This is a genomic window from Salmonella sp. NW645 (assembly GCF_051703725.1).
GTDB lineage: Bacteria > Pseudomonadota > Gammaproteobacteria > Enterobacterales > Enterobacteriaceae > Salmonella > Salmonella enterica.
Genome location: NZ_JAMMKR010000002.1, coordinates 114,399 through 130,218 on the forward strand (window position 1 = coordinate 114,399; position 15,820 = coordinate 130,218).

At 52.2% G+C, this 15,820-nt stretch carries 12 protein-coding genes and 1 pseudogene; 4 read left to right on the forward strand and 9 right to left on the reverse strand.

The window, feature by feature from the left end; all coding sequences use genetic code 11:
* Positions 1 to 150 precede the first annotated feature (150 nt).
* Positions 151 to 594 carry a VOC family metalloprotein YjdN gene (yjdN, locus tag NA389_RS04305; protein WP_001131301.1) on the reverse strand — a complete coding sequence of 148 codons (444 nt, stop codon included), beginning with the start codon at positions 592 to 594 and terminating at the stop codon, positions 151 to 153.
* A 119-nt stretch (positions 595 to 713) separates the two neighbouring features.
* On the reverse strand, positions 714 to 1,049 hold the full coding sequence (locus NA389_RS04310; RefSeq protein WP_000056482.1) for a zinc ribbon domain-containing protein YjdM: 336 nt from the start codon (positions 1,047 to 1,049) through the stop codon (positions 714 to 716).
* A 467-nt stretch (positions 1,050 to 1,516) separates the two neighbouring features.
* On the opposite strand from NA389_RS04310, the gene proP reads away from it, so the two are divergent.
* Entirely contained in the window at positions 1,517 to 3,019 is a 1,503-nt protein-coding gene (gene proP / locus NA389_RS04315; RefSeq protein WP_000919710.1) for a glycine betaine/L-proline transporter ProP, read from the forward strand.
* A 69-nt stretch (positions 3,020 to 3,088) separates the two neighbouring features.
* Positions 3,089 to 3,178 (forward strand): LpxT activity modulator PmrR, encoded by a 90-nt coding sequence (gene pmrR, locus NA389_RS04320; protein WP_000844399.1) that lies wholly within the window; start codon positions 3,089 to 3,091, stop codon positions 3,176 to 3,178.
* Between the two features lie 7 nt (positions 3,179 to 3,185).
* Here pmrR and pmrB read toward each other — a convergent pair whose 3' ends face one another.
* From pmrB to melR, 7 genes and pseudogenes are all read right to left on the reverse strand, one after another.
* Complete coding sequence (gene pmrB / locus NA389_RS04325) at positions 3,186 to 4,256, reverse strand: two-component system sensor histidine kinase PmrB (RefSeq protein ID WP_071585826.1); 1,071 nt, start codon at positions 4,254 to 4,256, stop codon at positions 3,186 to 3,188.
* A gap of 9 nt (positions 4,257 to 4,265) precedes the next feature.
* Positions 4,266 to 4,934, reverse strand: coding sequence for a two-component system response regulator PmrA (pmrA, locus tag NA389_RS04330; protein ID WP_000697894.1), 669 nt, complete (start codon positions 4,932 to 4,934; stop codon positions 4,266 to 4,268).
* Positions 4,931 to 6,574: a phosphoethanolamine transferase EptA gene (gene eptA / locus NA389_RS04335; protein WP_000919290.1), complete on the reverse strand. Its 1,644-nt coding sequence runs from the start codon at positions 6,572 to 6,574 to the stop codon at positions 4,931 to 4,933. Before eptA ends, pmrA begins: the two co-directional genes overlap by 4 nt.
* Positions 6,575 to 6,707: 133 nt before the next feature.
* Positions 6,708 to 8,045 carry an arginine/agmatine antiporter gene (gene adiC, locus NA389_RS04340; protein ID WP_000093130.1) on the reverse strand — a complete coding sequence of 446 codons (1,338 nt, stop codon included), beginning with the start codon at positions 8,043 to 8,045 and terminating at the stop codon, positions 6,708 to 6,710.
* 139 nt (positions 8,046 to 8,184) lie between these two features.
* A pseudogene (locus NA389_RS04345) lies at positions 8,185 to 8,947 on the reverse strand (AraC family transcriptional regulator).
* Positions 8,948 to 9,244: 297 nt separating this feature from the next.
* Positions 9,245 to 11,512, reverse strand: a complete 2,268-nt coding sequence (adiA, locus tag NA389_RS04350) for an arginine decarboxylase (protein WP_001542850.1) — start codon at positions 11,510 to 11,512, stop codon at positions 9,245 to 9,247.
* A 232-nt stretch (positions 11,513 to 11,744) separates the two neighbouring features.
* Positions 11,745 to 12,677 (reverse strand): transcriptional regulator MelR, encoded by a 933-nt coding sequence (melR, locus tag NA389_RS04355; RefSeq protein WP_000106992.1) that lies wholly within the window; start codon positions 12,675 to 12,677, stop codon positions 11,745 to 11,747.
* Between the two features lie 268 nt (positions 12,678 to 12,945).
* Between melR and melA the strand changes: the two genes are divergently transcribed.
* Positions 12,946 to 14,301: an alpha-galactosidase gene (melA, locus tag NA389_RS04360; RefSeq protein ID WP_001527488.1), complete on the forward strand. Its 1,356-nt coding sequence runs from the start codon at positions 12,946 to 12,948 to the stop codon at positions 14,299 to 14,301.
* An 83-nt stretch (positions 14,302 to 14,384) separates the two neighbouring features.
* Positions 14,385 to 15,815 (forward strand): melibiose:sodium transporter MelB, encoded by a 1,431-nt coding sequence (gene melB, locus NA389_RS04365; RefSeq protein ID WP_000028070.1) that lies wholly within the window; start codon positions 14,385 to 14,387, stop codon positions 15,813 to 15,815.
* The last annotated feature ends 5 nt before the right edge of the window (positions 15,816 to 15,820 follow it).

A 15,820-nucleotide genomic window follows, 5' to 3' on the forward strand; every position in this document is an offset into this window, starting at 1 on the left:
ATGTCCTCCCGATGCTTCATCAGGATCAACCATCTTTCGCCAGACTGTAACAAACTACCGTCATTATTTATTCTATGGCAGTTAAACGGCGGATAACGTGCAGCCAAAGATCACTCTGATGGCAAGGGGGAGGGCGAGCCTCCCGGGGAGTTAGGTGGCAGGCTGATGTTTAACCACGTTAATCATCCACGGCACACCGAAACGATCGCTGACCTTGCCGAACCCCTGCGCCCAGAAGGTCTCCTGCCAGTCCATTTCGATTTGCCCTTGTGCGGCAAGGTTATCAAACCAGCGCTTCCCTTCTGCTACATCTTGGGTATCAAGCACCAGCGTAAAGCCGGAATAATGCGCCGTTCCCGACGCGCTGGCATCACTCATCATGATATCGCTGCCGGCAATGCGCATGTTGGCGTGGGCGATAGCAGTATCGGGAAAGCGCATTCCTGACGGGCAGCCCTCTTCGTTATCCGCCGCCGAGGGGGGCATTTCACCGAAGCTGAGTTTATAAAGCAGTTCTGCGCCTAACGTTTGTTGATAATACGCGATGGCGTCGGCACAGTTGCCGGCAAAAGAGAGATAGGGACTTAACGGCATGATGGTTACCTCAGGTAAGAGATGCTCGTTAAGTGTAGTTCGAAATTGGCACAATATTGTCGGTGGCAGGCCCGCTCAGGCCCGGTAAGCGAGGCGCTACCGGGCAATGACACGGTAAATCAGTTCTTTTTCACGAACTCGGATTTCAGTTTCATCGGGCCAAAACCATCGATTTTGCAGTCGATGTTATGGTCGCCTTCAACCAGACGAATATTCTTCACTTTGGTGCCGATTTTCAGCATGGAAGAGCTGCCTTTTACTTTCAGATCTTTCACGATGGTGACGCTATCGCCGTCCGCCAGCAGGTTGCCGTTGGCGTCTTTGACAATCAGCTCATCGCTCTCCTGAGCGGGTTCCGCATCGTTCCATTCGTGAGCGCATTCCGGGCAGATGAACATGCCGTTATCTTCGTAGGTATATTCGGAGTTACATTGCGGGCAGTGGGGTAATGACATGTTGGTATCCTCAAAAAGTCAGCGGGGGCAAATGCGCCCAAAAATGGCAGATCGCCGAAAAAGGCCGCAATTATACACAAAATCCTTAGCGTTGTCGGGACTATTGCCGCTTTTATAAAAGGGACTGCGCCACGCCAGTCAGCAATGGTTTACACTCAAATAACCGCTTTTTTACTGTCACCACAGCGCATTAGGGCGTCCTTATTTACACCTTTTGACCGAATTGACATATATGTGTGAAGTTGATCACATATTTAAACCCTGTTAGGGTAAAAAGGTCATTAACTGCCCATTCAGGCGTCAACAGGTTCGGTTGTACAGTCCGTAACCGGACAGTGTAAGTAAACCTGCTACGCTTGTATGAGGGAGAGCGTTCGCGCCCCTCCTTCCGCTCGACGGCGACGCTGGCGCGGTATGCCAGTGCCCGCCGTATATAGCGCTACAGGGCTTAGCCTATGAGGACAGCTATGCTGAAAAGGAAAAAAATAAAACCGATTACACTGGGCGATGTGACCATCATTGATGATGGTAAACTTCGCAAAGCGATTACCGCCGCCTCGCTGGGCAACGCGATGGAGTGGTTTGATTTTGGTGTTTATGGATTTGTTGCCTACGCGTTGGGTAAAGTCTTTTTCCCCGGCGCCGATCCCAGCGTCCAGATGATTGCCGCGCTGGCCACGTTTTCCGTTCCCTTCCTGATTCGTCCGCTCGGCGGGTTATTCTTTGGTATGCTCGGCGATAAATACGGGCGCCAGAAGATCCTGGCGATCACGATTGTGATTATGTCGATCAGTACTTTCTGTATCGGGTTAATTCCCTCTTACGCGACGATCGGTATCTGGGCGCCAATACTGTTGTTGCTATGTAAAATGGCGCAGGGCTTCTCGGTTGGCGGGGAATATACCGGCGCGTCGATCTTTGTCGCGGAATATTCGCCGGATCGTAAACGCGGATTTATGGGAAGCTGGCTGGATTTTGGTTCCATCGCCGGGTTCGTGCTGGGCGCGGGCGTGGTGGTCTTAATCTCAACGATTGTCGGCGAGGAGAATTTCCTGGAGTGGGGCTGGCGTATTCCGTTCTTTATCGCCCTGCCATTGGGAATTATTGGTCTCTACTTACGCCATGCGCTGGAAGAGACGCCAGCGTTTCAGCAGCACGTGGATAAACTGGAGCAGGGCGACCGCGAAGGGCTGCAGGATGGGCCGAAAGTCTCCTTTAAAGAGATTGCCACCAAACACTGGCGTAGCCTGTTGTCATGTATCGGTCTGGTGATTGCCACCAACGTGACCTACTACATGCTGCTCACCTACATGCCGAGCTACCTGTCGCATAACCTGCACTATTCTGAAGATCACGGCGTGTTGATTATCATCGCCATTATGATCGGGATGCTGTTTGTGCAGCCAGTGATGGGGCTGCTGAGCGACCGTTTCGGTCGACGTCCATTTGTGATTATGGGCAGCATTGCGCTGTTTGCGCTGGCGATCCCGGCCTTCATCCTGATTAACAGTAACGTTATTGGCCTGATTTTTGCCGGTTTGTTGATGCTGGCGGTGATTCTGAACTGCTTTACCGGGGTGATGGCCTCGACATTGCCGGCGATGTTTCCGACGCATATTCGTTACAGCGCGCTGGCGGCGGCTTTTAATATCTCTGTATTGATTGCCGGTCTGACGCCAACGCTGGCGGCCTGGCTGGTGGAAAGCTCGCAGGATCTGATGATGCCGGCGTATTATTTGATGGTCATCGCGGTGATAGGCTTGATTACCGGTATTTCCATGAAAGAGACGGCCAATCGTCCGTTAAAAGGCGCAACGCCAGCGGCGTCGGACATCCAGGAAGCGAAGGAAATTCTGGGCGAGCATTACGATAATATTGAGCAGAAAATCGACGACATCGATCAGGAAATCGCGGAGCTGCAGGTCAAACGTTCGCGTCTGGTACAGCAACATCCGCGTATCGATGAATAAATTTCGCGCTTAAGGTTCGCTTAATCTCTCGCGGGCATACTCTCCTCCATACCTTTGGAGGAGAGCGTCATGAAAAGCTATATTTATAAAAGTTTGACGACCCTGTGTAGTGTGCTGATTGTCAGCAGTTTTATCTATGTGTGGGTCACGACGTATTAAACGCCTGTTATGCCTTTTTCAACATCACCCAGGCACGGGTGCCTGTTCTTTCCGTACGGTTTTGCAGGAAAAACTGTCCCTGATGTAGCTGGGTGATGCGGCTGACGATACTCAGCCCCAGGCCAATTCCGCCATAACGGCTGTCCATCCGCACGAACGCTTCGCTTAGCTTCCCGCATTTGCTTTCATCAATACCCGGCCCCTCGTCTTCGACCGCCATAATAGCGTCGGGGTCGGCGCTAATGTGGATAGTGATATGGGTTCCTTCAGGGCTATAGCGATGCGCGTTTTCCACCAGATTTCGCAGCAGCATACGCAGTAACGTCGCGTCACCGCGCACCACCACGTCCGCCGCGCTTTCCGGCAGCAACAGAGTTTGCTGACGCGTTTCCAGCATGGTGTTCAGCTCATCGTAGGAGGGGAGGATCACATCTTCCAGCAGTTTTACTTCCTGATAATTCCCGGAAGAGAATGACTGGCCCACGCGCGCCAGTTGCAGAAGCTGGGAGACGCTATCCATCATCTGGTCAAGACGGGCGATAAGCGGCGCGACATCAACATTGTGGGTTTTTGACAATAATTCCAGATGCAAACGCACCCCCGACAGCGGCGTGCGTAGCTCATGGGCCACATCGGCGGTAAAAAGGCGTTCATTGTCGAGCGTGGTGGTCAAACGCGTAACCAGTTGATTGATCGCCGAGACGACGGACTCAATCTCAAGCGTGGAGCTGTGAATGGCGATCGGCGTCAGATTATCCGCCGTCCGCGCTTCCAGCTCTTTTTGCAGTTCGGCGAGTGGGCGGGTAATACGCCGTACCGCCTGGTAGCAAACCAGCAGCGTCAGGCTAACCATAAATATGCTGGGGACGATCAGGCTGGCGACCGCCTCGCGAATTTCGTGCATGATATGGCGATCGTTGTTGCGATTATCCCGCAGCGCCTGCTCGAACAGTTGGATTTGCTCAGTGCTTTCATGCCATAACCAGAAGGTACTGATTAGCTGGAACACCAGCAGAATAAGACCAATTGTCAGAGTTAAACGCTGGCGAAGGGTCATCGCTCTTCGCTGAAAACGCATCAGGCTCACTTAGCTTTCCTCAGTGGCAACCAGCATGTAGCCAAACCCGCGAACCGTGCGAATGCGCGACTTGCCGACTTTGTCGCGCAAATTATGTATATGCACTTCCAGAGTGTTGGTCGAGGGTTCGTTATCCCAGTTGTAGATATCGTTATAAAGAATTTCCCGGTGCACCGGACTGCCTGCCTTGAGCATCAACCGTGAGAGCAACGCGTACTCCTTAGGCGTCAGGGTCAGTTCCTGTCCATCCCTCCATGCCTGATGGCGGCCTATATTGAGCGTCAGATTGCCAACCGTCAGTTCACTTTCACCCTGGTTATTATGGCGGCGCAGCAGCGCGCGGATGCGGGCGTGCAACTCCTCCAGGGCGAAGGGTTTTACCAGATAATCATCTGCGCCGACATCCAGCCCGCTAATGCGATCGTTGAGCGTATCGCGGGCGGTCAGAATGAGTACCGGCAGAGTATATTTTTTCTGTCGGATTCGCGTCAGGAAATGCAGGCCATCCTCATCGGGCAGCCCTAAATCCAGCACCATCAGACTGTAATGACCAGACTCCAGACTATGCTCGGCGGCACGCGCTGTCGAAACGCCATCACACGCATAGCCTTCGGTTTGCGCGGCGAGTATTAACCCCTGTAATAATAGCGTGTCGTCTTCAACAATCAGTATCTTCATTCGCTTAGTCTCCTGCACGGTTGCAGAATATCATCTGCGGCCTGGTAATACGTCGTTTGTACGCCGGTTAATCCCAGCATGGTTGAGAAAAGATTGTCCTGTGAATAATCCAGCGTGCTCGCCCGTTTTTGCAGGCAGGCCTGATCCACCTGATAACGCTGTTGATAATCTTTAGAAAGCCAAATGAGCATCGGGACATGTTTTTGCGTATCCGGCGCAATGGAATACGGCAGACCGTGTAAATAAACGCCATTTTCACCCAATGATTCGCCGTGATCGGAAAGATACACCAGGCTGGTTGTGAATTTATCCTGATGAGATTTCAGCAGGTTAATGGCTTTATCTACAATATAGTCCACGTACAGCACGGTATTATCATAGGTGTTGATCAACTGCTGTTGGGAACAGTTCTGAATTTCGTTAGTGTCACAGGTTGGGGTAAATTTTTTAAACTGCGGTGGATAACGGTTGTAATAGGTTGGGCCGTGGCTGCCGATGGTATGTAATACAATAACGCCATCGCCTTTCAAATGGTCGATATAGTCTTCCAGACCGTGAAATAACACTTCATCGTAGCACTCGCCGTCGATACATTGTCCGGGCAGGTTTAGCTCGGTGACATTTTGATGCGGAACGCGATCGCATGCGCCTTTACAGCCGCCGTCATTATCATTCCACAGTACGTTAATCCCCGCGCGCTGGATAATATCCAGCAGCCCTTCCTGGTGATGCGCCAGCTCTTCGTCATAATGTTTGCGCGGCATATCAGAAAACATGCAGGGAACGGAGATCGCGGTCGCCGTTCCGCAAGAGGTGGTATGCGGGAAGTAGATCACATCGTCTTTCGCCAGCCGCGGATTGGTGTCGCGCGGATAGCCGCCAAGAGAGAAATCATCGCCGCGCGAGGTTTCGCCAACGATAAGAATCGTCAGGTTTTTGCGATCGCCTTTCAGCATTAATGGATTGCGATGGGCATCCTCGCCAATGCGTACCAGCGGCAAATTCGCCAGCCGTTGATGCGAATACCATGACCAACTGGCGACAATACTGTTCGATGGGCTTAACGCTTTGATCAACTGTTTATTATTTCGAAATAGCGAGGCGTAATCTTTATAGAAAAAGGCGGCGACCAGAATAACTAATAAAATAGAGATCAGGACGCTGGCCAGACGGTAAAGCCCGCTACGTAAGCGCGGTGTCGCCGGGCGGATTTTGACCCAGAAGGCAATCACGGCTGCCAGAACGCCGCTTAATCCCAGCGTCAGCACCATTTGCGGCGTCATCAGCGCAAAGGTTTCCGCGGGCGTGGTATCCATCATATTGGCGATCATGGAGCGATCGATGATGATGCCGTAAGTCAAAATAAAATACTGCGCGGCAGCGCCGACCAGAATAAAAACGCAGGCCAGCAGTCGGTTTAGCCAAATAAATGAGGCCAGCGTCAGCACACTATTGACCACGCTAAACGCGACGACCGGCATGGAAATAAACACCAGCACATTGCGCAGCGAGTTTAACGGTAGGTCTTGTAGTACCTGCTTGTAGAACGCAATGTTCAGGCAGACGGCAATATAAAAGGAAAAAAGCAGAAGCCAGGCGATTTGCCCAAGAACAGGTCTTTTAAGAAAGCGCTTTAACATGTTGATGCGTCCATCGATTCGGTGACGCTAATCGTGACAAAGTAAAATTAAGTGAACCTTAAGAACTTAATGTTGGTGGCGGCCGGATAACCTGCGCTATCCGGCCTGTTGCGATAACATTAACTACACGTGGTCAATCCTGTTTAACCGGCGCATCCAGCGGATACGGGTTTTTGTGAATGCGGTTGTAATTCAACGCATACAGCGCGGTGATCACCATCAACGTGACGAACGACCACATCACTTCTTTGGCGCCGGAACCGATGACCGCCCAGATGCAATACACAAACGCGACGAAGGTAATCAGCAGATACAGCGGGCGCGCTTTACCAAAGTGACCGTGGCCCAATAGCAACAGCGCGGCACAGGTGTAAAGATAAGGCACCAGGGTGAAGATAACCGACACGGAGGAGACCAGACCAAACTCTTTCGCGGCGTTCGGCGACATACTGCTGAACTGGAAGATAGTCATCAGCACGCCGACGATAAGCAACCCAGCCACTGGCGTACCGGCTTTATTAACCCGCGCGAAGATTGGCGGGAAGAGACCATCGTCCGCCGCCGCTTTTGCGGTTTGACCGGCAAGCAGCGTCCAGCCGCCGAGAGAGCCCAGGCAACCTGCTGCCGCACAGAAGGAAACAATAGCCCCTGCGGTATCGCCCAGCGCCATACGCGCCGCGTCACCGAAAGGCGATGCCGACACACGCAGCGCCGCGTTGGGGATCATCCCCATAATCGCCGTTGTGGAGAGTACATAGCAGACGGCGGCGATCAGTACCCCGCCGATGGTGGCGATAGGCACGTTGCGTTTCGGGTTTTTGACCACACCGGCCGCAACGGAGGCGCTTTCTACCCCGATGAATGACCACAGCGTAACGTTCAACGTGCTTTGAATCGCGCCGAAGGTATTCATGCCGCTCACGTTCCAGGCCGCCATATAGGTTTCGCCTTTAAACCAGAACCAGCCGAAGACCGCAATCCCTACGATAGGCACCAGCGCCAGTACGGTGGCGACGGCCTGTACGCGGGTAATCATTTTCGGCCCGACGATGTTCAGCAGAACAAAAATCCACAGCACCGCGACGCAGGTAAGCGTTAATACCAGCGGATCTTTCAGAATCGGGAAGAAATAGCTCAGATAGCCGACGCCGATAACGACCATCGCGATATTACCGATCCAGCATGCCAGCCAGTACAGCACGTTCGTTTGATAGCCCAAAAACGGCCCGAAGCAGCGACGTGCGTAGGCATAGGAACCGCCGGGACTGGGATCTAAGGACGACATTTTGGCATAAACCATCGACAGCGCCAGGGCGCCGATGATAGTGACCAGCCATCCGTAGATTGCAATCCCGCCAGTGGCCGCCAGGTTGGCAGGGAGTAAGAATACCCCTGAACCCATAATATTCCCCGATACCATTAAGGTGACGGGGATTAGGCCCACTTTGTGAGCATCAGCATCCGAAGACATAATTTGGACTCCTGAAAAGGTGACTTCGTTACGATAAATTACGTCGTATCATACCCCCTCAGAATGCCGCTGAATTATGTCGGAGACGGGTTATCGCCAATGCTGTTATTATCGTGTCTTATCGTTGAGTGTAGAAAAATTAGGCAGCCGATCGTTCCCGATGTTGGCTAACATAATGCAGGGGGGTCATACCATAAAACTCTTTAAACACGGAAATAAAGTACGATGTGCTGTTATACCCACACAGCTGTGAGACTTGAGAGATATTCTTTCCGTCCATTAATAATTGGTTTACGGCATAACGCATTCGGCAGGTCGTGATTATTTGGCTATAACTGGTATTCTCGGTTTTTGAGCTTTTTCTTTAACAAGCTTGGACTCAGGCACAGGCAACTGGCAACGGCGCTCAGATTCCAGTCTTTATGAATATCGCTCTGAATGATGTGGTAAACGCTGTCACTGATGCGGCTGCGCAGCATGTGCATTAACAAAGAAATAAATTTTTTGTGGTCAAGAAAGCGGGATAAAACGGTGAAAAGGAGCGCACGGGTACGTTCACTAACAATTTCATCCGGTGTTTCCATCGCGCTGTAGCGGGCAGCGACCCTGAAGATATCCGGCGTCAGACAGTTGGCGGTCAATAAGGGATCGGCGTTGCGTTGCCAGACGGGAAGGTGTGAGAGATCTTTATTCAGGAATTGTAAATAGTCTTTAATATTATTGCGACTCACTTGTATTACTAGCACGCTATTTAATGATGAAATGTCAATAACGTTATTTTCACAAGCCAGAATGGCCATATGATTCGCTTTTAAACTGATTGGCTCCTTACCATTTACTCGTAACCATGTATCTTTTTCGGTTAATAACACTATGCAAGGTTCGTTGCTGCAAATCCTCATACCCGAACTCCTGGAATATGAACATAAAATACCGGATCTCGCCAAACGGGAGAGATAACGGGGACTGAGTCAATTGTGTGATGAATTGAAACTGCACTAAAATAACTTTCCTGAATAATATTACAATATTTGTACGATGATTTAGGGTGTACAAAAAGTTGTACGCGAGTGGCAACTTGTCATTTTTGTATAAAAAAAGCGCGGGATGGGGCCCGCGCAAAAAGGTATGACAGTATTATTGTTTTGCAGCAATACTCAGGGAATACATGCCATCCTCAAAAAAAAGACTCTTTGTGATTAGGCTTTCACGCACATAACGTGATATACGCCATCAATAATTTCCGTGCCTTCGGTTTCATGCTCAAAGCCAGGGAAGTGATGATCCCAGGATTGCAGTGAGCGTAAGTAACCTACCTGCGGACTGTTTTCATCGCCAAAGTTTTCGCCGGAGAGCAGCATCGGGATGCCTGGCGGGTAAGGAATAACGGAGTTCGCCGCGATGCGACCCGGTAGATTTTCAATCGCCACCATTTCAATATTGTTGTTCACAATCGCGTTGTAGGCGTCGCGCGGGGTAATCTCCGCAACCGGCAGGGTGGAATAGGCGGCGTTGAGACGGGCGCCCGGGTTATTTTCACGTAGCCAGGCAAACATTTTATCGCCCAGGTCATGAATACCCATGTTCGCGTAAGTGTCAGGATAATCCTGCACCAGTTCCGGCATCACCTGCGCCAGCGGCGTATTCGCGTCGTAATGATGTTTGAAGGAACACAGCGTGTTGATCAGCGTTCCCCATTTCCCGCGAGTGACCCCCATGGAGAACAGGAACATAATCTGAAAGTCGGTGGTGCGGGTCGGCACGATACCGTGGCGGCCAAGCCATGCTGTGACCAGCGCAGCAGGTACGCCGGATGCTTCCAGTTCGCCATCGTCGCCCATACCCGGCGCCAGAATACTGACTTTAATCGGGTCCAGCATACTCCAGTTATCCGGCAGGTCTTTAAAGCCGTGCCAGGTTTCCCCGGGGCGCATGACCCAGCAGTTCTGGTCGGTTGCCAGCAGTTTTGCCGGCGCGTCGGCGAAGTCATACGTTTTACCGGTTTGTGGATCGGTGACGACGTCTTTATTCCACGGTTTAAAGAACCAGTCGCCTTCATCGGTAAACTCTTTATAAAGACGCGCCATCGCCTGACGGAAATCAACCGCTTCGTCAATCACCTCTTGAGTCAGGGACAGGCCGCTGTTACCGTCCATCATCGATACCGCCACATCGTTGGATGCGCAGATGGCATATAACGGAGAGGTGGTGGCATGCATCATATATGCCTGGTTGAAGCGGGAGAAATTCACCGCGCCACGGCCTTCACGGACATGAATGTAGGAAGCTTGTGAAAGCGCATTCAGTAGTTTGTGCGTGGAGTGGGTGGCAAACACGGTCGGACCGTTATGGTCGCCTGGCTCGCCGCGCATCGCGTAGTGATCGCAATAAATCGGGTTGAAGCGCGCATAGCCGTACCATGCTTCGTCGAAGTGAATGCGATCGCTGGTTTTTGCCAGCAGATCCTGCGCCTCTTTGGCGTTATAGCATACGCCGTCATAGGTACAGTTGGTCACCACGCTGTAAGACGGTTTCTGTCCGGCTTTGGTTTTGGTCAGCGGGCTGGCGCTGATTTTTTTCTGCAAGGTTTCAGGCTGCATTTCCTGCGGGTAGATTGGCCCGATAATGCCGTAACGGTTACGGCTTGGCACCATATATACCGGTTTGGCCCCAGTGAGGATCAGCCCCTGCTCGATGGATTTATGGCAGTTACGATCCAGTACAACGACATCATTATCCGTCATACAGGCCTGCATAATAGTACGGTTAGAACCGGAGGTCCCGACAACCACGGACCAGGAGCGGTCAGCACCGAATACGCGGGCGGCGTTTTTCTCGCTTTCGCCAAACGCGCCGGTATGGTCGAGGAGTGAACCGAGCGTGGTACGCTCAATCCCCATATCGCTGCGGAACAGGTTTTCGCCATAATAATCGTGATAAAAGCGACCGGCAGGCGTTTTAGTGAAACCGACGCCGCCCTGGTGTCCCGGCGCCGCCCATGAATATTCATGAATGTCGCTGTATTTCATCAACGCGTTAAACAGCGGCGGTAACAGTTGCTGGCGATACCGGGTCATGGCGGCAACAGCGCGTCCGGCGATAAAGTCAGCGGTGTCTTCCAGAATCCAGGCGAATTCATCGACAAGCTCCAGCAGGTCGCGGTCCAGCGATGCCGTCGCTTTTTCCCTGTCGCCTAACAGGAAAACGGGCACGTTTTGCTGACGCTCGTGAAGCTTACCGATCAATTGCCTGACGCTCAGGTGCTCATCCGGTTGTTCCATTTGGTAGCTAAACATCAGACAGTCAATGGCTTCGTTCGCGGACAAGATGGCATAGCCGTCATCGAAGGATGTCGATTTAATGACGGTAACATTTTGTTGGCTCAAGGCATCCGCCAGACGCTCAACCGCGTTGCCAACCCAGGTGTCCTGATGCAGAAACTCACTTTCAACAATTAATACTTTCATCATCTTTTACCCGGTTGTGGAGGCCGTGCAATTTACGCCTTGCCGACCCGCCGTATGAATGTGACGTGGGCAAGTATTACCCCGTCAAATAGGGGGTGTAAAGTGATGGAATAATGGTCAGTTATTGATATTGTTGTTTAATAAACAATGGGTTAATTATGGATATCGAGCGATTTCACCTGCCGTTTATCGACAGGTGAATTATTTTTTTGGCTGATAGTGGTATCCGGCTTTAGCCGGGCATCGTCTGGCGTCGTTGCTGGCTTAGCTTGCGATATTGTTGCGGAGACATGCCGACAAATTTGCTAAAAGTACTGTAAAAACGGCTGCTGGATCGGAACCCGGCAGTCAGAGCGACATCGAGGATCGTTTTGTCAGTATCGCTCAATAAGGCACGTACGTGATTGATGCGCATCGCCGTGATGTACTGCTTCATCGTCAATTGCATAACCCGCTGGAATATTCCCATCGCGTAATTAGCATTGAGTTTGACATGCTCCGCGACGTCGTTAATGGTGAGCGCCTGATCGTAGTTATCGGCAATAAATCCCAGCATCTGGCTTACGTAAAACTGCGCATGGCGTGAGACGCTATTCTTGTGGGTGCGTGATGTTTTATTGAGCAAAATAGGCTGCCAGCCGGAAAGGCTAAAGCGTTTAAGCATCAGGCCGATTTCATCGATCGCCAACTGGCGAATTTGCTCATTCGGGCTGCTTGTTTCCTGCTGCCAGCGCAACACTTCAAAGGTGCTAAGCTGCTGGGTCGCCAGTGATTTAACCACCATCCCGTGCGTGACGTGGTTGATAAGATCGCGATCCAGCGGCCAGGAGAGAAACAGGTGCATCGGCAAACTGAAAATCGCCATCTGGCGGCAGTTGCCGGGGCGGGTAAGCTGGTGTGGCGTACAGGCCCAAAACAGGGTGATATGTCCCTGCTTTATCTGCACGACTTCATTGTTGATTAAATACTCCACATCGCCGTCAAACGGAACATTCACTTCTACTTGCCCATGCCAGTGACTGCTGGCCATTCTGTGCGGTGGCCTCAGCTCAACGTCCAGTCGTTGATATTCGGAATAGAGCGACAGCGGGCTACGGGTTTGCTTTTCATCGCCGTTGCACATGTGCGGGTCGGGCGGGAGGAGGGATATTGCTTGCGTACTCATCGTCACTCCATTTCCTGAATTATCAGAATTATGCCCCTTTAGCCGGGAGGAAACCGGGAATCCGGACACAGAATCCGTCGATATTGTAGAGCGTAGCCTGACTTTCAGGCCGAATACTCTGCTTTTTACGCCATTTTGTCCCAAAAACTCAGATCTCCCGCGCGTCAGCATACGATCTGAGTTTTCGGGAATGCTCATCGGGGAAGACGGAGGTTTTCACCGGGAACGCGTGCCACCATGAAGATGTTCACTACTGTTCTGGAGAGTCATGATGACGGCACCCAAAATTACCTTTATCGGCGCAGGTTCTACGATTTTCGTCAAAAATATCCTCGGCGATGTGTTTCACCGCGAGGCGCTAAAATCAGCGCATGTCGCCCTGATGGATATTGACGAAACCCGGCTGGAAGAGTCGCACATTGTGGTACGGAAACTGATGGACTCAGCAGGCGCTTCTGGCCGGATTACCTGCCATACCAACCAGAAAGCGGCGCTACAGGATGCGGATTTCGTGGTGGTCGCCTTTCAGATTGGCGGCTACGAACCCTGCACCGTGACCGATTTTGAGGTTTGTAAGCGTCATGGCCTGGAACAGACGATCGCCGATACGCTGGGGCCGGGCGGCATTATGCGCGCGCTGCGGACCATCCCGCATCTGTGGCGGATTTGCGAAGACATGACGGAAGTCTGTCCGAAGGCCACCATGCTCAATTATGTCAACCCGATGGCGATGAACACCTGGGCTATGTATGCCCGCTATCCGCATATCAAACAGGTCGGCCTGTGCCATTCGGTACAGGGAACGGCGGAAGAACTGGCGCGCGACCTGAATATCGATCCCGCCTCGCTGCGCTACCGCTGCGCCGGCATTAACCACATGGCGTTTTACCTCGAACTGGAGCGCAAAACGGCTGACGGGACTTATGTCGATCTCTATCCTGAATTGCTGGCGGCCTATGACGCCGGACAGGCGCCGAAGCCCAATATTCACGGCAATGAACGCTGCCAGAACATTGTGCGCTACGAGATGTTCAAAAAGTTGGGCTACTTCGTCACCGAGTCATCAGAACATTTTGCCGAGTACACGCCGTGGTTTATTAAACCGGGACGCGAGGATCTGATTGCGCGCTACAAGGTGCCGCTGGATGAATATCCGAAACGCTGCGTAGAACAACTGGCGAACTGGCATAAAGAGCTGGAGGAGTATAAAACCGCCGAGCGTATCGACATCAAACCGTCCCGCGAGTACGCCAGCACCATTATGAACGCTCTGTGGACCGGCGAGCCGAGCGTGATTTACGGCAATGTGCGTAATGAGGGGCTGATTGATAACCTGCCGCAGGGAAGCTGCGTGGAAGTGGCTTGTCTGGTGGATGCCAACGGCATTCAACCGACGAAGGTGGGGACGATCCCTTCTCATCTGGCGGCGATGATGCAGACCAACATCAACGTGCAAACGCTGTTGACCGAAGCCATCCTCACGGAAAACCGCGATCGCGTGTATCACGCGGCGATGATGGACCCTCATACCGCAGCGGTGCTGGGTATCGAAGAAATCTATGCGTTGGTTGACGATCTGATCGCCGCGCATGGCGACTGGCTTCCGGCCTGGTTACGCCGTTAATCTCCAGCCGCGCTGGACGGCAGATCCGGCGTTTAACCTCTACTAACAGAAGGCGGGCGCTGGTAACAGCGACCCGGTACCCTATGAGCATCTCTCTGACAACAAAGCTGAGTTACGGGTTCGGTGCGTTTGGTAAGGATTTCGCCATCGGCATTGTGTATATGTACCTGATGTATTACTACACCGATGTGGTGGGACTCTCGGTCGGCCTCGTCGGCACCCTTTTTCTGGTCGCGCGAATCTGGGATGCGATAAACGATCCCATCATGGGATGGATTGTCAACGCCACGCGTTCGCGGTGGGGGAAATTTAAGCCGTGGATATTGATCGGCACCTTAACCAATTCGCTGGTGCTTTTCCTGCTGTTCAGCGCCCATCTTTTTGAGGGAACCGCGCAGGTTGTATTTGTCTGCGTAACCTACATCCTGTGGGGCATGACGTATACCATTATGGATATCCCATTTTGGTCGCTGGTGCCGACCATTACGCTTGATAAGCGAGAACGCGAACAACTGGTGCCGTTCCCGCGTTTCTTCGCCAGTCTGGCTGGCTTCGTCACTGCCGGTATAACGCTGCCGTTTGTGAACTACGTTGGCGGAGCGGATCGTGGGTTCGGCTTTCAGATGTTTACGCTGGTACTGATTGCGTTCTTTATCGCCTCGACTATCGTGACATTACGCAACGTACATGAGGTGTACTCCTCCGACAACGGTGTAACGGCGGGCCGCCCACATCTGACGTTAAAAACGATCGTTGGATTGATATACAAAAACGATCAGCTCTCTTGCCTGTTGGGAATGGCGCTGGCGTATAACATTGCCTCCAATATTATCAATGGCTTTGCGATCTACTACTTCACCTATGTGATTGGCGATGCCGATCTTTTTCCCTATTACCTTTCTTACGCCGGCGCGGCGAATCTGCTGACGCTGATTGTCTTCCCCCGGCTGGTGAAAATGTTATCGCGGCGGATATTGTGGGCGGGCGCCTCCGTGATGCCCGTTCTGAGTTGCGCAGGGCTCTTCGCGATGGCGTTGGCGGATGTCCATAATGCCGCTTTAATCGTGGCGGCGGGTATTTTCCTGAATATCGGGACCGCGCTCTTTTGGGTGCTTCAGGTGATCATGGTGGCGGATACGGTCGATTATGGGGAATTTAAGCTCAATATTCGCTGCGAGAGTATCGCTTATTCCGTACAGACGATGGTCGTGAAGGGCGGCTCGGCGTTTGCGGCGTTCTTTATCGCTCTGGTGCTGGGGCTGATTGGCTACACGCCGAACGTGGCGCAGTCTGCGCAAACCCTGCAGGGGATGCAGTTTATTATGATTGTCCTGCCGGTACTGTTTTTCATGATGACGTTGGTTCTCTACTTCCGCTACTACCGTTTGAACGGCGATATGCTGCGCAAGATTCAGATCCACCTGCTGGATAAATACCGGAAAACGCCGCCATTCGTCGAACAGCCGGATAGCCCGGCGATTTCTGTGGTAGCGACCAGCGATGTAAAAGCGTGAGCATG